Genomic DNA, 16,450 nt, shown 5'->3' with positions numbered 1-16,450 from the left:
CACACCCTCACACTCGGGAGCAGACGCATGCGCAAGCCGTTGAAGGCCGCCGCCACCACCCTGACCGCGCTGGCCCTGGCCGCTTTCGGCACCACCTCGCTGGCGACCGGAGCCGAGGCGCAACCCGCCCCGGCAACCGCCCACTTCGGGGCCAAGCCGCTCCACCCCACCGCCGCAGGACAGCGGGCGGCCGGCACGAACAACACGCTGAAGGTGGGCTCCGCCGCCACCCAGGGCGTGGTGTCCCCGACACCGAAGGTCTACCTGGTCTTCTGGGGTTCGCAGTGGTCCTCCGACCCTGCCGGGGTGGCCACCGACATGCAGAAGATGTTCAAGGGCCTGTACGGCGGCCAGGACACCTGGGGCACCATCCTCTCCCAGTACTGCGAGGGCGTGGCCAAGGGCACCGCCACCTGCGGCACCCAGGGCATCCACGTCCAGCACCCGGCGTCCTCCCCGCTGGCCGGCGTCTGGTTCGACAACTCCGCCGCCGAGCCCGCCAACGCGACCGCCGCCCAGATCGCCGCCGAGGCGGGCAAGGCCGCCGCCCACTTCGGCAACACCGCCCAGGCGCCCAACCTCAACGCCCAGTACGTGGTCGTCTCGCCCACGGGCACCCACCCGGACGGGTTCCCCAACTCCGGCTTCTGCGCCTGGCACGACAAGACCAGCAGCGCGTACGGCACCCTGGCCTACACCAACCTGCCGTACATCCCGGACAACGGGGCCGGTGCCTGCACCACGTTCACCGACGGGCGGCTGCTCTCCGGTATCGAGTCCACGGAGACCCACGAGTACGCCGAGACCGTCACCGACTTCTGGCCCAGCATCGGCTGGAACGGCGGCGGCGGTGAGATCGGCGACGAGTGCGTCAACCTCGACGCCTACGTCACCCTGAGCACCGGCACGTTCGACCTCCAGGGCCTGTGGTCCAACAGCGCCAACAAGTGCGTGACGCACGGCTAGAGCGTCCCGACCCCACGATCGTGCGCACACCGCAGCGCACAGCTCGCCGGACCAGCTCCGGCAGCCCATCGGCCCCTCGCTCGGCGGAGCGAGGGGCCGAATCCGATCAACCTCCCCAATCCATGCCCTCCTTCGGGTGATCACGGACCTGTTCCGCACCCGAACCGGTCCCTGCTGCCATAGCTTCCGATGCGCAACGCTCGATCCTGGGCGCTTCGAGTTGGGAGAACCATGCGTATTCGAAAGAGCCTGCGAGTGGGAGTCGCTGTGGCCGGCGCTCTGCTCGCCGCCACGTCGTTCGGGCTGGCCACCGCCACGACCGCTGCTGCGACGACCACGCAGGTGGTTGCCGGGCCCGTGAGCCAGCCGGGCCAGCCGTCGAGGGCCACCTGTCCGAGCGGCACCCACCTGATCGGCGGCGGGTACCACTGGCAGCCCGTCTACACCTATGGCGGCAGCCCCGCGGACACGGTGGACACCAACACCCCCTCCGAGGCCGACCAGAAGTCCTGGGTGGCCAAGGCCCACAACGGGACGATCCAGGCCTACGCGATCTGTGAGACGAATTCCTGACCTGAAGAACAGAACCAACGAGCCCCCTCCACCAAGGAGGGGGCTCGTTCCGCGAGGCGGGCGCCGTCGAACTGGCCGGTTCCCCCGCTCGGGTGGTGTTTCGGGCTGGTCCGTGATCTCGGAACGGATGCTGCACTACTGTCCGGATCCGACGGAATCCCGTGACCAGGACTCGCACAGGAGCGCACCATGGCGACCGCCCGTTTCGGCCTCGAAGCAGCCCCGAACGATGACGAGTTCATCTTCCAGCTCGACGATGAGGAGAAGATCCGGCAGGCCCGGGACATCCTGACGGGGATCGAGGACTCCAAGGTGCACGTCCAGGGCCGGGTCGTCGCGGAGAAAGCGGACCACAACCCGGAGTGGAACTTCCACCTGGATCCCGGCAGCATCACGTTCTTCCACGAGGCGGACGACGACTGCGACGCCTCGGCGCACTACGTCGCGATGCAGCTGGACGACGTCGGCCAGGAGGGCTTCCTGCCGGGCAACATCTGGGCGCCCGCCCGCTCGAAGATCACCCGCGAGCTCGACAGCTGAGCGCACCCGTAACACCGCACCGGCCCACGTGAGCCAGTTGCGCCGGCCCCTCGCTCGGTGGAGCGAGGGGCCGGTGGTATCCGCGAGCGGGTATGGGGTGGTCATCTCGTCGGACAGGTGGGTGGCGGTTCCGTGACGGTTACGACGCTCCGCCGTAGAGCGCCCGGAAGTGCAGCAGCGTCTGATGGTCCGAGTCGGATTCCGTCAGCGTGTGGTCGTCTTCGAGGACACCGTTCTCGTCCCACTGCTTCGCCCACAGCGTGATGCCGTACTCGTACTCGCCGTCCTCCGCGAGCTGCCCGTTCCTGTGCCACTCCCGAGCCCGGCCGTGCAGTTCCCCCCGCATGAACGTCGAGTCCACCATGGGCTGCCCCGACGGGTACCACTCCTTCGTCGGCCCCCACCGCAGGCCCTCCTGGTAGGTCGCCTCGGACCTGAGGGAGCCGTCCTTCTCCGTGAACGCGACTCCGGTGAAGGGCGTGCCGTCCAGGTAGTGGAGACCGTCGTCTTCGTAGTCGACGCGGTCCGCCGGCACTCGCTCCATGGAGATCTCCTAGCTGTCCTCCCCGTCCGATCCGACGGGTGTATTCGGTCGGCTGCCGGGCTGCAAGTTCCGGTTGTTGACAGTTACTTGTGATATCCCGACCGATCCGATTCTGCCAAATCGCGAGGGTCGTCCTGGCGGTCCGGGGCTCTCGGCTTCGTGCTGTAGCGGCCCCTCGCTCGGTGGAGCGAGGGGCCGGTGGTTTTAGTTGGTGGGGTGGGTGTGGTGGTCGAACTCGCCGGCCTTGGCGCCCCGGAGGAAGGCGGCGAACATGGCGGGGGTGGTGTGGATGACGGCCCCGCTGTCGTCGGATTCGCGTAGCTCGACCAGCCCGCTGGCGGTGCGGACCTCGACGCAGTTGTCATTCGCTGCGGATTGGGTGGACTTCTGCCAGGCGGAACTAGCCACGGTTGCTTTCCAGTTGGTAGCAGCCCCTCGCTCGGTGGAGCGAGGGGCCGGTGGTTTTAGTTCGTGGGGTGAGTGTGGTGGTCGAACTCGCCGGCTTTAGCGCTGCGGAGGAATGCGGCGAACATGGCGGGGGTGGAGCGGACTATGACCTCGCTGTCGTCGGATTCGCGCAGCTCGACCAGTCCGTTGGCAGTTCGGACTTCGACGCAGTTGTCCGTCGCGCCGGAGTGGCTGGACTTCTGCCATGTGGAGCTAGTCATGCTCTCGTTCCATCTCTTTCTTGACAGATCGGATCATCTCTCGTGAAGCCTCCTCGGACAGAGCCGTGGAGTCCATCTGCGCGATCAGCGCACGGAACCTCGCGAGGTGGGCCGGAGCATCGAATAGGCGGATTCCGTGGCCGGTGTCCATCTCTGCGCTGTCCAGCTCTGTGATGGGCCCTTCCGCGTAGGTGAAGTTCTCGCTGGGACTCGGGACGACTCCTGCGCTGAATGGCACCACTCGCACAGAGATGTTCTGGTGCTCTGAGTCTATGTCGAGTGCCTTGAGCTGTTCGGTGAGCACCCTCGGTCCGCCGAACTGCATATGCAGGGCTGCTTGATGGACGAACGCCGTGTAGGGCGTAGCTCCAGAGCGGACTACTCGCTGCCGCTGCATGCGGAAGGCTGTCCTGAGATCGATCTCATGATGGGGCAGCGGAGGGTAGGTCTGGGCGAACAGGGCGTTGGCGTAGGCGCCGGTCTGGAGCAGGCCAGGAACCAAGGACGTTGAGTACGTGGTCAGCCGCTCCGCGCCGCTCTCCAGTTCTGCAACCTCAAGGAAGTCCGTTGCCAGGGCATCCCGGTACTCCTCCCACCAACTGCTCTTCCCTCGGTTCGTGATGATGTCGGCGAGCGCGGCGATCAGAGGCTCATTGACGCACATGCACGTCGCGGCGATCGTATGAAGCCGCTCCACGCTGATGCCGATCTTCCCGGCCTCCATCTGTGTCACCTGGGCCGGGTTCATCCCGACGGCGCGGCCGAGCTGGCTGCCGCCGAAGCCGGCCTGCTCCCGCATCCTTCGAAGCTCTGCGCCCAGGCGGCGCTGGCGGAGTGTTGGGTTGGTGCGAGCCATTGGATCCTTCCGCGACACGGGTGGTCTCAGTCTGCCGCGCTGATCGGGCGACGGTCCATTCCGGGGCCTGCGATGCCACGTTAGAGGGAATATCGCGGATCCATGGAAAATTTCTCATGGGTCTGAGTTATGGTCAATCTCACTTCGATTCGATGGATCGTCAGTAACGCCTGTCTCCAAGGGCACTAGGCGCCTGCTGCCCGGGCACCGAAGAGCAGCCACCCCTCGGCCTGGCTCACGGCGACGTACCCGTCGGCTCGCCTCCCCCTCACACCACCGCCTCACGGAGGTTCCCGTGTGCACCCGTAACACGCCCTCGCTCGCCCTCTCCCGGCAGGCCCTCCGGGACGTCCTCACCCGCGTCGGGTGGGACCCCGAGGTCATCTTCGACGCCGAGCTCGCCCTCGCCGAGCTCCTCGTCAACGCCTGGCGGCACGGCAGGACCGCCTCGCCCGTGGTCCACTTCTCCCTCCTCGGCATCACCCTGCGCGTCACCGTCGCCGACGAGAGCGACGCCCTCCCCGAGCAGCGCACGCCCGCCGACTTCGGCGAGACCGGCCGGGGGCTCCAGCTCGTCGCCGGCCTCACCCACCGCTGGGGCGTCGACCCCCAGAAGCTCGGCAAGAGCATCTGGTTCGAGCTGGACGCCCTCGCGTGAACCTCCGCCACGCGCCGTTCGTCCCGACCGACCCCGGGGTGCGCGACTACACCGAGGCCCAGATCACGGCCCTCCTCGGCGAGTTGCACCGACGCGCCCTCCCGTACGGGCTCCTCTGGGGCTCCGCCGCCCCCGGTGAAACCACCCTCGACGGCCACACCCTCGTCGACTTCGGCAAAGCGCCCGTCAGCACTCTCCTCAATCTCCTCCAGCTCCTCATCGACCTCGAAGGGGGCGCGCGCGGATGAGGCCCGGTTCCCTCACCTTCCTGGTCGGCGTCGCCTTCGCCGTCCTCCTGGCGCTCGCGTTCGCCACCGTCGCCCTGGGCGTCATCACGGTCCTTCGGACGCCCGGGACCGGCCGGCACCGCGACGCCGAGGACCGGAACCGCGACCAGACACGACGCACACCCGCCTGACCGCGCCGAGCGTGGCCGAGCCGGGTCTCCCAACTCGGCTCGGCGGCACGGCAATCCGGCTCAACCGGCCGTGCGGTACCGTCGCCCGCATGACTGAACTGAGCGACTGGACATACGTGGTGACCGACATCGAGGTCGATGGTCCGTGGGCGGGCCCGAATTCGATGAGGTCGTTCGCATCCGTTGCCGCGACGATGGACGGGCGGACGTTCGGCGAGTTCGAGGCCGTCCTCGAACCCCTTCCCGGGTCGGCACCGAACCCGCGCACCAAGGAATGGTTCGATTCCGAGCCGGGCACGTGGGAGGCCGCGACGGCCAACCCGGAACCGATCGCCGACGTGATGAGCCGGTACGTGGAGTGGATCCGTTCGCTGCCCGGGCAGCGGGCGTTCGCTGCCGCGCCGCTCTCGCTCGACGGCATATGGATCGACTACTACCTGCGTCGGTTCACCCCGTACGGACTGCACCAGGGCCCGTACGAGGAGGATCCCCTCTTTCACGGGCCGGCGCTGTGCCTGCGCTCGTACACGGTGGCCCTGACCGGGCGGCCGGCTGCGGACCTTTCGGCGACCAAGCTGCCTCCGCACTGGCTGGGCGGGGTGGAGCACACGCACAAGGCGATCGACGACGCGCGCGGCTTCGTCAACCTGCTGCACTTCCTCACCCGGAACGCCGGGGCACCTGCGATCGCGGACTCCTTCTGACTGCTGGAGTCGGATCAAACTCGGTGTGTTGCACGCTACTTGACGTGGCTCGTCGCCGGGGAAGATGCTGTGCGCCAGCCGGGCTAGCTGAGATGAATGCGATCGAAGGACCATTCACATCAGCAAGCCCGGCCAGGGCGTTCGGCTTCCCGGAACGCCTGACAGCGAGGCGCCCCGCACGGCTCGGCCCATCGGCAAAGCCGCCATGCCCGGCCCCGCTCCGAGTGGCTCCATCAACCACCCACGCTCCATGTCACAGGAAGGCCGAAGTGATGACCGCATCGATGCGTCGCCGTATCGCAGCCCTCACCCTGATCGCCGCCGGTCTCGTCATGGTTCCCGCCACGGCCGCTCAGGCCGTGTTCAACCCCCCGACCTACCGCCAGACCTTCTACGGGCCGAACGCCATGTCCGCATGTATCGCGGCGGCCAAAGCCGGTCTCAACGCCGGCGAGTTCGACCAGTACCAGTGCGTCGCGGGCATCCCGGGAAGCAACATCGTGACGCTCCTGGGCTACTCGGCACCCTGATCAGGTGGGGCGTACAGGTGGCCGCGACGGGTGTCGACATTCGGCGGGGCCGCCTGTCGCCCGGCTTCCCCGGCTGGGATAATCGCCGAACAGCCAACGGTGTTGGGGGAATTGATGATCCTGATCACTGGCGCCACCGGAACCATCGGACGTGAACTCGCCCAGGAACTGCACGAGAGGGGCGCGGAGTTCCGTGCCCTCGTACGCGACCCCGACCGCGCCGTCGACCTGCCCTGGAGCGCCGAGCGCGTCGTCGGCGACCTGGACGAGCCCGCGACGCTGACGCACGCCTTCGACGGGGTGGAGGCGCTGTTCGTGCTCACACCGGGCATCGACAGCACCCACACCGCCCATGCGGTCGCCGCCGCCGGGGCGGCCGGGGTGGGGCGCGTCGTGCTGCTGTCGTCCAGCTTCGTCTCCGGCGACGACATGCCCGCGATGGGCCGCCACCACCACGAGCGCGAACAGCTCGTCCGCGACTCCGGGATACCGGCCACCGTCCTGCGGTCCGGCGGCTTCATGACCGAGGCCCTCGAATGGGCGGCCACTATCCGGGAGGAGGGGTACGTCCTGGACCCGGTCGGCCCGGGGCGGCACGCGCCGGTCGACCCGGCCGACGTGGCGGCCGTCGCGGCGCTCGCCCTCACCGAGGACGGGCACCAGGGCCAGGAGTACGTCCTCACCGGGGAGGAGGCGTTCACCATCGTCGAGCAGGTCCGGATCCTGTCCCGGGTGATCGGCCGCGACATCGCCGTCCGCGCGGTCGACACACCGGACGAGGCGATCCGGCTGCGCTTCCCCGACGGGCTGCCGCAGGCCGTCGCCGACGTCATCGCCGAGGCGTTCGCCCATGTGCGCGCCGACACCGTCGGGCTGCGCACCGACACCGTCGAGCGGCTGCTCGGGCGCAAGCCCCGGAGCTTCGAGGAGTGGTGCGCACGCAACGCGAGCGCCTTCCTGGACTGAACCGCCGGGCCCGCCGGGCGCGATGCCCGGCGGGCCCGGAGGGAGGTGCTCAGGCCCAGGGGGCGTTGAAGGCGCGGCCGGGGACGGGCTTGGCGATGAGGGCGACGGGGATGAAGAAGTTGACCTGGCCGATGGCGATCATGAGGGTGGTGAGCGCCTTGTCGTCGTAGTGCTCGGTGGCCTCGGCGTAGAGAGAGTCGGACACCCGCTCGCCGTCGGGGTTGGGCTGGAGGACGGCCTCGACCAGGGCGAGGGCGGCGCGTTCGGGGGCCGTGAACCAGGGGGAGTCCTGCCAGGTGGCGACGGAGGTGATGCGCTCCTCGGACTCGCCGGCCTTGCGCAGGAATCCGGTGTGCAGGACGGCCAGGTAGGTGCTGCCGACGATCTGCCCCGCCCGCAGCTGGACCAGGCTGATGGTGGTGCGGGGGATCGAGTGGTTGCCGGTGGCCCGGAACAACGCGGCGGAGACGTCGGTGAGTTCGGGGACGAGCTCGGTCGGGTCCGTCGCGAGGCGGGGGCGCAGCTGGGTACGGGTTTCCACGGTGGTGGTTCCTCTCGGGGATCGAGTGGTGCTTTCACTTCCCCGACGGATCGCGGCGCGGGAGTGTGACATCGTGTCCGGCGCGAAGACTGAGAACGGACCCGGCGAGCAGCAGGCCGACCATGGTGAGCAGCGGTGCCGTCCAGGAACCGGTGCCGGTGTGGAGGGCGGCGAACAGGGCCGGGCCGGTGGCGGAGATCAGGTAGCCGCCGGTCTGGGCCATGGTGGACAGGGCGGCCACGTGGTCCTGGTCGGTGCCCCGGCGGGTGAAGAGCACACCGGCCAGGGCCTGGCCGCCGCCCATGCCGATGCCGAGGACACCGGCCCAGACGGGTGCCCCGGAGGCGGGGGCGAGCAGGACGCCGAGCAGGCCGAGCACGCAGATCGCCACCACGCCGAGGATGTGCGGGCGCTGGTCGCGGCGGGCGGCGGCGAGGGTGGGGGCGAGGAAGCCGCCGACGGCGAGGCCGAGGATCATCACGGCCTGGTCGGTGCCGGCGGTGGTCCGGCTGAGGCCCGCGTCGACCAGGATGGTGGGCAGCCAGGCGAGGGTGGCGTAGAAGACCAGGGTCTGGATGCCGAAGTAGGCGGTCAGGCTCCAGGCGAGCGCGGTCCGGCCGACCGGTCGGCGTGGGGACGGACCCGGGGCGACGTCGGCCCTCCGCTCGACCCGCAGTTGCGGGGCCATGCCCGCCGCCGCGAGCACCGCCGGGACGACGGCCAGGGCGATCGCGGCCTGCCAGGACCAGGCACCCGCGACCGGCGCGACCAGCGCGGCGACGACCGCCGACCCGGCGCCCATGGAGAGTGCGTAGACGCCCATCATGGTGCCGATCCGCCGGGGCGCGAACCGGGCCCGGACGAAGACCGGGATCAGCACGTTGACCACCGCCACCGCGGCGCCGACGAGCGCGGTGCCCGCGTACAGTCCGGGCAGCCCGGCCGTGCGCAGCACCGCTCCGAGCACCAGCAGCACGCTCGCCCAGAACAGGCCGCGCTCCTCGCCGATGCGGCGCCGGGCGAGCGCGCCGAGCGGTGCGAACAGGCCCATGCAGAGCGGGGGTATCAGGGCGAGCACGGTGACGGTGCCAGGGCCCCAGCCGGCGACCGGGGCGAGCGGGCCGATCTGCCCGAAGGCGACCCGGGTGTTGAGGCTGAGCAGGACGAAGCCGAGGACGAGCAGCGCTCCCGAGGCGCGCGCGGTGCGGGCCGCGGCAGGGGTGGTTGGTGCATCGGTGCTGACCGTGGTGGCGGTCGGTGGCATGGGCGGTGGACCCTTCGCTCCAAGGGGAAGTTAGGCTTGCCTAAGCGTTCTCGCTCAAGCGCGCTTGAGCGCAAGCGCGCTTGAGCGCAATCCCGTTCGAGCGCAAGCCCGCGACCCGGAGGAGAGGGCACCGATGGCAGAGCTCCACTCGATCACCGAGGTCGCGGCCGCCTTCGGCCTCTCGGTGCCCGCCCTGCGCTACTACGAGGAGTGCGGCCTGGTCACCCCGACCACCCGTCGGGGCCGGGTCCGCTACTACGACCGGGAGGCGCTGGAGCGCCTCGCCCTGGTCCAGCTCTGGCACGTGGACGGAATGATCCCGATCTCCGGGACCACCGCCGTGCTGGCCAGCGAGCAGGCGGACGAGCGCCAGGCGCTGCTGCTCGCCCAGCGGGAGGAGATGCTGGCCCGTGCCCGCCGCCTCCAGCACGCCGCCGCCGTCCTCACCCACATGCTGAACTGCGGCCGCGACCGCCCGCTCGACTGCCCGACCACCAGCGCCCACATCCGCGCCCGGGTCGACGCCGCCCTGAGCGGCGAGGACCTCGTCGACGGGTTCCTGCCACCCCAACCCGATCCGGGCCGCGAGGCCCTGACGGTGCGCGCCACCGCATGAGAAGCGGCGCACCGGACGTCGTGGGGGTGCCGAGACCGGTGGGGCCGTCCTAGGCACTGTCCGGGGCCGGCCGCTCCTACGGTTGCAGGCCCAGGGTCACCTGGAAGCCGAGACTGCCCATCAGCGTGCCGCCGCCGACGAGGCCGCAGTGGCCGGCGACGAGCATGCCGTCCGGGTAGGTGAGGACCTTCGGCGGCTGGATGCTGTAGCCGCCGCGGTGGTCGGCGGTCGGTGCGGCGGGGGAGAAGACGCTGGTGGCTCCCGGGAAGAGGATCGCCGTGCCGTCGGTCCGCTCGCCGTAGGGCGGCGGGAGGAGGGTGCCGGTGTCGTCCTCGGGGACGAAGAACAGGACCCAGAAGGAGCCGACGGCCTCGCTGCCGAGGAGGAGGCTGACGTTCGCCTCCCCGGTGATGACGTCGCCGAGCACCTTCACCCCGTAGAAGGACAGCGGCAGCGTCAGGGGTTGGTCGGACTGGTCGATCTCGGACAGCAGCCGGTGCACCGCCGGGGCGGTGTCGGGTGTCGCGTACTCCCGCAGCGCGATGAGCGCGGCGTCCTGGGCGGGCACGACCTGCTCGTCATCCATGGTGTCTCCTCGAAACCGCCCTCCACTCGGACGGAGGGGCCGACGGGGGAGACGGATGCCCGCACAGGGCCCGTACCGCACGGTGAACGGAGCGGTGTCCCCCTAACGGCTCCGGACGGTGACCGGGACGGGCCATGCGTCACCCGGGGCGGCCGCCCGCCCGGGGAGGCTCAGCGCAGCACCGCGGGCGTCGGGCCGTCCGGACGGACGGTGATGCCGTACGCCGCGCCCGTCGGCCGGGAGCGGAAATCCAACCGCCCCATCGGGAGCAGCAGTTCCAGCAGCGCCGTGGTCTCCCGCAGGGCGAACTGGGTGCCCAGGCAGGCGCGCGCGCCGAGGCCGAACGGGAGGTAGGCGCCGACCTGGCCGGGGCGGGTGGCGCCGGGGGCGAACCGGGCGGGGTCGAAGCGCTCCGGGTCGGGCCACAGGGCCGGGTCGCGATGGGTGAGGTACGGGCAGACCAGCACGTCCGTCCCGGCCGGGACGTGGTGCCCGGCGACCACGTCGTCCTCGGCGGCGTACCGGGGGAGCAGCCAGACGGACGGGTAGAGCCGCAGCGTCTCGTTCACCAGCGTCAGCGGGTCGGCCGTCCGGGCCTCCGGATGGCGGTCGAGGAGCAGGAAGAGCCAGGTGAGCGTGGTGGCCGTGGTCTCGTGCCCGGCGACCAGCAGGGTGACCAGCTCGTCGCGGATCAACCGGTCGGTGTACTCGGGGTGTTGCTCGCCCGCGTCCAGAAGCACCCGGAGCAGGCCCGGCTCGGGGGTGTCCGCCGTACGGGCCGCCGAGATCGCCGCGTGCGCCACGGCGTCGATCCGGGCGAGGTCCTCGGCGACGGCGTCCCGGGCGTCGGCCGCGTCGGTGGGCAGGGTCGACATGACGGCCACCACCTGCTCCACGGACCGCAGTTCGCGGTCCGTACGGTCGTCCAGCGGCAGCCCGGTGAGCGCCCGCCACACCGTGTCCAGGGCGAAGCGCCGCATCTCCTCGGCGACGTCGAACTCCTCCCCGCTGCGCAGGTACCCGGCCCAGCGTTCGGCCGTCTGCTGCGCCGCCGCCGCGATCCGCTGCTCGTAGCGGCGCATCCCGGTGCCGGTGAACTGCGACTGGAGCAGCCGCCGTTGGCGCTTCCAGGCCTCGCCGGAGGCGGAGAGCACCCCGTCGCCGACCAGTATCCGGGCCCGGTGCGAGCGCTTGACGTACCGGTCCGGGTGGCGGCCGAGCACGTGCTGCACCGCGGCCGGGTCGGTGACCAGCACCGTCGGCGTCGGGCCGAGCCGGAGCGCGGCGATCCCGCCGATGTCGCTCTGCGCCCGGGCGAGCAGGTCGACCAGCCGCGCCTCCTCGGCCCGCCACTGCTCGACGGCCTCGGGGGCCAGTTCCGGTACGGGGGCGGCGTCCGTGGTCACCAGGGGGTCTCCTCGACTCGGCCGACGAAGGCAGGGCAGGGCCGGGGGCCGGCCCGACGACTGACTCTACGTCAGTCGGGTGGGGTCAGCGCTTCCAGTAGTCGAGGTCGGGCACGCGTATCCAGAAGTCGGCGGGCCCGGTGACGGCTCGGGCGTCGACGGGGCGGAGGCCCGCGAAGGCGCAGGCGTAGGCGATGGCCCGGCGATGGTAGAGGTAGTGGGTGAAGACCTCCTCGTGGGTGTGGCCGGGGAGGGGCCCGCCGCCGGGGTGGAGGCCCGAGCCCTCCTCGGTGCCGTCGCGGACGATGCGGCCCTGGTTGCCGCTCTTGGGGTTGGCGTAGATGCCGTAGCCGACGGTGCCGGCCGTCAGCCGGGTCATCACCCCAGGAGTGGACGGGGTGTAGCCCCAGGGCTGGGTGACGACGCAGCCGCCGGGCACGGTGGTGACGCCGACCAGGAGCAGGCGGTCGTCGAGGTCGTGTTCGTACGGGTCGTCGAGGAAGTCCGCCATGAACTCCCCGTCCACCGGCGTGCCGTCCAGACGGCGGATCGCCTCGGCGGCGTCGATACCGGCAATGCAGGCGAGGCCGGTGTTGTCGTAGTGGAAGTCCCCCAGGTCCGCCACGAGTTGTCGGGCCTGGCGGGCGGCAGCCTGCTCGGCGGCCGTCAGCCCGGGTTCTCCGTCGGGGACGGGGAACAGGTCGGGGACCGGCCCGGCGAGCGCGAGGCGGCCCGGCGACCAGCCGCCGAGCTGGGGCCGCCAGGGGTCGGCTCCGGCGGCCACCAGGGCGCGGGCGTTGCCAGGCCGGTCCGACACGACGGCCTCCCACAGCGCCGTCGTCCCGTCCTCCAGCGCGTCCACGTCCGTCACCCGGCGCGCCAGTTCGGCCACGACCTCGGGGGAACCGTACTTCGTGGCCCGGTGCAGGGGCCGCTGACCGAACCCCCAGTCCTCCGGGTCGGCTCCCGCGTCGAGCCGCGCGCGGATCTCGTCGGCGTCCCGCCAACTGTCCCAGGTCACACCCGTCCAGCCCGTCATCGTGCCCCTCCGTCCCGCCGTCACCGGAGCGGGCGCCGGTCCACACCCACTCGTCCGCACACGAAAGCACACGGCTCTGACAACGGGGCACGACGCGGGTGCCCCCGCGCACGGCTGCGCCGCGGTCCGTCCCCCTCGACGGACCGCGGCGCAGCGGTTCAGGTGGGGTCAGTCACGACCCCGGGGATTCCGGAGGATCACACCGGCTGCCACAGCGCCGGGACGATCGGCGGCTCCCAGCCGACCTGGGCGGTGTGGCCCTGGAGGCAGCGGTAGCTGACGCCGTTGTAGGTCACGATGTCGCCGGCCTGGTACGTGGTGCCGGGCGTCCAGGTGCCGCCGGGGTTGGTCGGGCCGCTGCCCACGACCAGCGAGAAGTTGGTGGTGTGGGTGGCCGAACCCGCGCCGGTGATGGTGATGCTGTAGGTGCCGGCCGCGGTGGAGGCGGAGGTGGCGATGGTGACCGTCGCCGAGCCGCCGGACTGCACCGAGGACGGGCTGAAGGAGACCGTCACCCCGGCGGGGGCGCCGGTGGCGGTCAGGTTGACCGTCTGGGCCGAGCCGGAGGTGGTGGCGGTGGCGACGGTCGCGGTGGCGCTGTCACCGGGGTTCACGGTGGCGGTGGCCGGGTTCACCGAGAGGGAGAAGTCGTTGGCGGGGGTGGTGCCGCCGACCGAGGTCTTCCAGATGGTGTAGGCCACGCCGTTGGCGTTGCGCTTGAGCACGGTGGCGTCGACGTTGGAGGTGGTGTCGCAGGACTGGTGGTAGCAGGAGTCGTACGAACGTCCCGCCGTGCCGCCCCACTTGGCCGCCTGGGCCGAGGTCTTGACGGCGCTGGCGCCGGCCGCGTAGCCGGAGGTCGGGATGCCGGCCTGCTGGAAGGAGTAGTCGTCCGAGCGGCCCTGGCCCTCGACGTTCTCCTCCGGCTGGAGGTTGAGCGAGTCCCAGTAGGCCTTCATCGGCGCGGAGGCCGCGGAGGTGAGGTTGTTGATGAAGTAACCGGCGTTGGGCGAGCCGATCATGTCGAAGTTGTAGTAGGCCTTGATCGCCGAGCGCTGGGTGGAGCCCAGCTGGCCGACGTAGTACTGCGAGCCCTGGAGGCCCTGCTCCTCGCCGGTCCACCAGGCGAAGCGGACGTGCCGGCTCATGGTCGGGTTCTGCTGGGCGAGCGCGAGGGCGTTCTCCAGCAGGGTGGCCGAGCCGGAGCCGTTGTCGTTGATGCCGGGGCCGGCCGAGACGCTGTCCAGGTGGGCGCCGAGCATGGTGACCTGGTCGGACGGGCCGCCGGGCCAGTCGGCGATCAGGTTGTTGGACTGGTAGGTGCAGGAGGTGCAGGTCTGCTCGGCGACGGTGAAGCCGGCCGCCTGGAGCTTGGCCTTGATGTACGCCACGGACTGGCTGTGCCCGCCGCTGCCGGCCAGGCGGTTGCCGCCGTTCTGATTGGCGATGGTGTTCAGCTGGGCCAGGTCGGCCTGGATCTTCGCCACGTCGATGTCAGGGGCGGGCCCGCCGGGGGTGCCGCCGCCGACCGTCAGGGTGTACTGGGCGGTGTGGGTGGCCGCGCCGGCGGTGCCGGTGACGGTGATCACGTAGGTGCCGGCCGGGGCGCCGGAGGAGGCTGACAGGGTCAGCGTCGCGGACGAACCCGTCTGCACGGAGGAGGGGCTGACCGTCGCGGTGACCCCGGTCGGGGCGCCCGTGGCGGTCAGGTTGACGGTCTGCGCGGTGCCCGAGGTCACGGCGGTGGAGACCGTCGCGGTGGTCGAGGAACCGGGCTGGACCGAGCCGGAGGCCGGGCCGAGCGAGAGCGAGAAGTCGTTGTTGCCCGACGGGGTGCAGGTCGGGTCACCGCTCTGCGCGGGCACGCTGACGGCGTCCCAGGCGGCCTTGGTGCGGTTGTAGAAGGTGCAGGTCGGGTCGAGGTTCTTGGCCGCGGTCAGGGTGGTGGTGCGGTACCGCTTGTACGTCATGCCGCTGGTCTTGAGCAGCATGCCGCCGTACCAGATCTGGCCGGCCTGCTTGACGCCGACGCCGGTGACCGAGGAGCTGTTGCAGGTCGGGCTGGACGGCTTGCCGCCGCCCGGGTTGGAGCCGTTGGACAGCAGGTAGAACCAGTGGTTCAGCGGGCCGGCGGCCGCGTGGACCTCGGTGCTGGGGATGGAGGACGAGTAGCAGTTCGGGTCGTTGTTGACCAGCGAGGGCTGGTACAGGTTGCGGATCGGGCCCTGGCCGACCAGGTTGATCATGCGGCCGACCTGGTAGTCCGGGTAGTCGTAGGGCGCGGGCTCGTTGTTGTACTCCTTGGTGAGCGCGCCGAAGATGTCGCCGGTGCCCTCGCCGAGGCCGTTCTCGTTGTTGGCGCCGCCAGGGGTGTACTGGTCGATGCCGTGGCCGAACTCGTGGCCGACGACGTCCTGCGCGCCGATCCACTCGCCGGACTGGCTGTGGCCGATGGAGACGGAGCTGCCGTCCCAGTAGGCGTTGACGTCGTTCAGGCCGACCTTGATCGGCCAGCTGCCGCCGTTGCCGTCGTGCCCGTTGCGGCCGAGCCAGTCGCGGAGCATGTCCCATTCCTTCTGGGCCGCCCACATGGCGTCGCCGCAACCGGTCTCCTTGCTGGAGGGGTTGCCGTTGCCCCAGGAGTCGGAGGACTTGCTGAACACCTGGCCGGTGCTGTAGTCGGAACAGCTCAGGCCGGGCCGGTTCGGGTCGCGCAGCGAGTACGAGCCGCCGGAGTTGGTGGTGCTGATGGTCAGCGGACCGGGGCCGTTCCACTTGCTGTTGACGGTGCCCGCCCGGACGTCGTCGTAGCTGTCGATCACCTCGCCGCTGGCGGCGTCCACGAAGACGTGCAGGGTGCTCGGCGCGGACTCGGTGCGGCCCTTGAGGACGGTCTCCCAGGCGAGCCGGCCGGCGCCGTCCTTGACCTTGACGACCAGTCGGCGCTCGGCGACGGAGTCCACCGCGGCCAGCTTGGTGCGCGCGGTCTTCTCCGCGTGCGCCGCGCTGACCTGCGGGGTTATCGAGCCGCCGACCGGCCCGGTGGCGGCGGACTGGAGGCCGCGGACCTTGCCCTGCCCGTCCGCGAGCACCACCGCGTCGCCGCCGACGACCGGTAGGCCGCGGTAGCTGCGCTCGTAGGAGACGGAGTACAGGCCGCCGAGCCAGGGGGTGACGGTCCGGCGCTCGTAGGTCTCGCCCGGTCCCTTGGCCAGCGCGTCGAGGCCGGCGGACGCGGCCGCGTCGGCGGCGTTGACGGCGGCGGCCAGCGCGGTCGGCGGCGCGGGAGAGGGCGCGGGCGCGGCGGTGGCCGGACCGGCGGTGGCGGCGATCATGCCGGCCAGTACGGTCAGGGTGGCTGCGGTGGTCAGCAGCCGCCCTGGGGAAACTCTGCGTTGCATCGAGGCTCCTCGCGTGTGGGGGTCCTCGACCGCGGACGGCATGGCTGGTGGCGCTCCGCAGGCCGCGTCTGGGGGACGGCCGTGCGGGCCGTCCGCGCTCGGGTGCCCGAACCCTCACACGACGTCATGCTCTGGTCAATGGCTGGTGCGGGCTCTGCATAGGGTTGGCAAATT

20 protein-coding genes are annotated in these 16,450 nt (G+C 70.9%); 10 read left to right on the top strand and 10 right to left on the bottom strand.

Annotated features, from left to right (window positions below):
- The first annotated feature begins 27 nt into the window (after positions 1-27).
- From RZ50_RS22605 to RZ50_RS22595, 3 genes are all read left to right on the top strand, one after another.
- Entirely contained in the window at positions 28-966 is a 939-nt protein-coding gene (locus tag RZ50_RS22605; protein WP_217680769.1) for a hypothetical protein, read from the top strand.
- Positions 967-1,221: 255 nt separating this feature from the next.
- Entirely contained in the window at positions 1,222-1,539 is a 318-nt protein-coding gene (locus RZ50_RS22600; RefSeq protein ID WP_217680768.1) for a hypothetical protein, read from the top strand.
- 189 nt (positions 1,540-1,728) lie between these two features.
- Entirely contained in the window at positions 1,729-2,079 is a 351-nt protein-coding gene (locus tag RZ50_RS22595; protein ID WP_217680767.1) for a calmodulin, read from the top strand.
- A gap of 139 nt (positions 2,080-2,218) precedes the next feature.
- On the opposite strand, the gene RZ50_RS22590 is transcribed toward RZ50_RS22595, so the two are convergent.
- From RZ50_RS22590 to RZ50_RS22575, 4 genes are all read right to left on the bottom strand, one after another.
- Positions 2,219-2,623: a toxin-antitoxin system YwqK family antitoxin gene (locus tag RZ50_RS22590; RefSeq protein WP_217680766.1), complete on the bottom strand. Its 405-nt coding sequence runs from the start codon at positions 2,621-2,623 to the stop codon at positions 2,219-2,221.
- A 204-nt stretch (positions 2,624-2,827) separates the two neighbouring features.
- The gene (locus tag RZ50_RS22585; protein ID WP_217680765.1) at positions 2,828-3,031 is read right to left on the bottom strand and encodes a DUF397 domain-containing protein; all 204 of its coding nucleotides are present in this window, start codon (positions 3,029-3,031) and stop codon (positions 2,828-2,830) included.
- Positions 3,032-3,087: 56 nt separating this feature from the next.
- Complete coding sequence (locus tag RZ50_RS22580) at positions 3,088-3,291, bottom strand: DUF397 domain-containing protein (RefSeq protein ID WP_217680764.1); 204 nt, start codon at positions 3,289-3,291, stop codon at positions 3,088-3,090.
- On the bottom strand, positions 3,284-4,147 hold the full coding sequence (locus RZ50_RS22575; protein ID WP_217680763.1) for a helix-turn-helix transcriptional regulator: 864 nt from the start codon (positions 4,145-4,147) through the stop codon (positions 3,284-3,286). The genes RZ50_RS22580 and RZ50_RS22575 overlap by 8 nt, the downstream gene beginning before the upstream one ends.
- Positions 4,148-4,442: 295 nt before the next feature.
- Here RZ50_RS22575 and RZ50_RS22570 point away from each other — a divergent pair, with 295 nt between their 5' ends.
- The 6 genes from RZ50_RS22570 (at position 4,443) to RZ50_RS22545 (ending at position 7,423) form a co-directional block, all read left to right on the top strand.
- Positions 4,443-4,805: an ATP-binding protein gene (locus tag RZ50_RS22570; RefSeq protein WP_217680761.1), complete on the top strand. Its 363-nt coding sequence runs from the start codon at positions 4,443-4,445 to the stop codon at positions 4,803-4,805.
- Positions 4,802-5,053, top strand: a complete 252-nt coding sequence (locus tag RZ50_RS22565) for a hypothetical protein (RefSeq protein WP_217680759.1) — start codon at positions 4,802-4,804, stop codon at positions 5,051-5,053. Before RZ50_RS22570 ends, RZ50_RS22565 begins: the two co-directional genes overlap by 4 nt.
- The gene (locus RZ50_RS22560; RefSeq protein WP_217680758.1) at positions 5,050-5,223 is read left to right on the top strand and encodes a hypothetical protein; all 174 of its coding nucleotides are present in this window, start codon (positions 5,050-5,052) and stop codon (positions 5,221-5,223) included. Before RZ50_RS22565 ends, RZ50_RS22560 begins: the two co-directional genes overlap by 4 nt.
- 119 nt (positions 5,224-5,342) lie before the next feature.
- Positions 5,343-5,927 carry a hypothetical protein gene (locus RZ50_RS22555; protein ID WP_217680757.1) on the top strand — a complete coding sequence of 195 codons (585 nt, stop codon included), beginning with the start codon at positions 5,343-5,345 and terminating at the stop codon, positions 5,925-5,927.
- A 272-nt stretch (positions 5,928-6,199) separates the two neighbouring features.
- Positions 6,200-6,457, top strand: a complete 258-nt coding sequence (locus RZ50_RS22550) for a hypothetical protein (protein WP_217680756.1) — start codon at positions 6,200-6,202, stop codon at positions 6,455-6,457.
- A 114-nt stretch (positions 6,458-6,571) separates the two neighbouring features.
- Positions 6,572-7,423, top strand: coding sequence for an NAD(P)H-binding protein (locus RZ50_RS22545; protein WP_217680755.1), 852 nt, complete (start codon positions 6,572-6,574; stop codon positions 7,421-7,423).
- A gap of 49 nt (positions 7,424-7,472) precedes the next feature.
- Here RZ50_RS22545 and RZ50_RS22540 read toward each other — a convergent pair whose 3' ends face one another.
- Both RZ50_RS22540 and RZ50_RS22535 read right to left on the bottom strand, forming a co-directional pair.
- Entirely contained in the window at positions 7,473-7,964 is a 492-nt protein-coding gene (locus RZ50_RS22540; RefSeq protein WP_308272063.1) for a carboxymuconolactone decarboxylase family protein, read from the bottom strand.
- Between the two features lie 34 nt (positions 7,965-7,998).
- The gene (locus tag RZ50_RS22535) at positions 7,999-9,228 is read right to left on the bottom strand and encodes an MFS transporter (RefSeq protein WP_217680753.1); all 1,230 of its coding nucleotides are present in this window, start codon (positions 9,226-9,228) and stop codon (positions 7,999-8,001) included.
- A gap of 133 nt (positions 9,229-9,361) precedes the next feature.
- Between RZ50_RS22535 and RZ50_RS22530 the strand changes: the two genes are divergently transcribed.
- Positions 9,362-9,844 (top strand): MerR family transcriptional regulator, encoded by a 483-nt coding sequence (locus RZ50_RS22530; protein ID WP_217680751.1) that lies wholly within the window; start codon positions 9,362-9,364, stop codon positions 9,842-9,844.
- Between the two features lie 76 nt (positions 9,845-9,920).
- Here RZ50_RS22530 and RZ50_RS22525 read toward each other — a convergent pair whose 3' ends face one another.
- The 4 genes from RZ50_RS22525 to RZ50_RS22510 form a co-directional block, all read right to left on the bottom strand.
- Complete coding sequence (locus tag RZ50_RS22525; RefSeq protein WP_217680750.1) at positions 9,921-10,430, bottom strand: hypothetical protein; 510 nt, start codon at positions 10,428-10,430, stop codon at positions 9,921-9,923.
- Positions 10,431-10,600: 170 nt separating this feature from the next.
- Positions 10,601-11,839 carry a cytochrome P450 gene (locus RZ50_RS22520; protein ID WP_254803116.1) on the bottom strand — a complete coding sequence of 413 codons (1,239 nt, stop codon included), beginning with the start codon at positions 11,837-11,839 and terminating at the stop codon, positions 10,601-10,603.
- Between the two features lie 82 nt (positions 11,840-11,921).
- Positions 11,922-12,875, bottom strand: a complete 954-nt coding sequence (locus RZ50_RS22515; RefSeq protein WP_217680749.1) for an ankyrin repeat domain-containing protein — start codon at positions 12,873-12,875, stop codon at positions 11,922-11,924.
- Positions 12,876-13,072: 197 nt separating this feature from the next.
- Complete coding sequence (locus RZ50_RS22510) at positions 13,073-16,276, bottom strand: M28 family peptidase (RefSeq protein WP_217680748.1); 3,204 nt, start codon at positions 16,274-16,276, stop codon at positions 13,073-13,075.
- Positions 16,277-16,450 lie beyond the last annotated feature (174 nt).

The sequence above is a fragment of the Kitasatospora sp. SUK 42 genome (assembly GCF_015776785.2).
Taxonomy (GTDB): Bacteria; Actinomycetota; Actinomycetes; order Streptomycetales; family Streptomycetaceae; genus Kitasatospora.
The sequence above is the reverse complement of the archived record's forward strand: the minus strand, read 5'-3'. Positions and strand labels throughout refer to the sequence as shown.

Bases quoted from the DNA above. Each gene is read 5' to 3' on its own strand.
- RZ50_RS22605 (WP_217680769.1), top strand. From the start codon at position 28: ATGCGCAAGCCGTTGAAGGCCGCCGCCACCACCCTGACCGCGCTGGCC.
- RZ50_RS22595 (WP_217680767.1), top strand. From the start codon at position 1,729: ATGGCGACCGCCCGTTTCGGCCTCGAAGCAGCCCCGAACGATGACGAG.
- RZ50_RS22590 (WP_217680766.1), bottom strand. From the start codon at position 2,623: ATGGAGCGAGTGCCGGCGGACCGCGTCGACTACGAAGACGACGGTCTC.
- RZ50_RS22580 (WP_217680764.1), bottom strand. From the start codon at position 3,291: ATGACTAGCTCCACATGGCAGAAGTCCAGCCACTCCGGCGCGACGGAC.
- RZ50_RS22575 (WP_217680763.1), bottom strand. From the start codon at position 4,147: ATGGCTCGCACCAACCCAACACTCCGCCAGCGCCGCCTGGGCGCAGAG.
- RZ50_RS22560 (WP_217680758.1), top strand. From the start codon at position 5,050: ATGAGGCCCGGTTCCCTCACCTTCCTGGTCGGCGTCGCCTTCGCCGTC.
- RZ50_RS22550 (WP_217680756.1), top strand. From the start codon at position 6,200: ATGACCGCATCGATGCGTCGCCGTATCGCAGCCCTCACCCTGATCGCC.
- RZ50_RS22545 (WP_217680755.1), top strand. From the start codon at position 6,572: ATGATCCTGATCACTGGCGCCACCGGAACCATCGGACGTGAACTCGCC.
- RZ50_RS22535 (WP_217680753.1), bottom strand. From the start codon at position 9,228: ATGCCACCGACCGCCACCACGGTCAGCACCGATGCACCAACCACCCCT.
- RZ50_RS22530 (WP_217680751.1), top strand. From the start codon at position 9,362: ATGGCAGAGCTCCACTCGATCACCGAGGTCGCGGCCGCCTTCGGCCTC.
- RZ50_RS22525 (WP_217680750.1), bottom strand. From the start codon at position 10,430: ATGGATGACGAGCAGGTCGTGCCCGCCCAGGACGCCGCGCTCATCGCG.
- RZ50_RS22515 (WP_217680749.1), bottom strand. From the start codon at position 12,875: ATGACGGGCTGGACGGGTGTGACCTGGGACAGTTGGCGGGACGCCGAC.
- RZ50_RS22510 (WP_217680748.1), bottom strand. From the start codon at position 16,276: ATGCAACGCAGAGTTTCCCCAGGGCGGCTGCTGACCACCGCAGCCACC.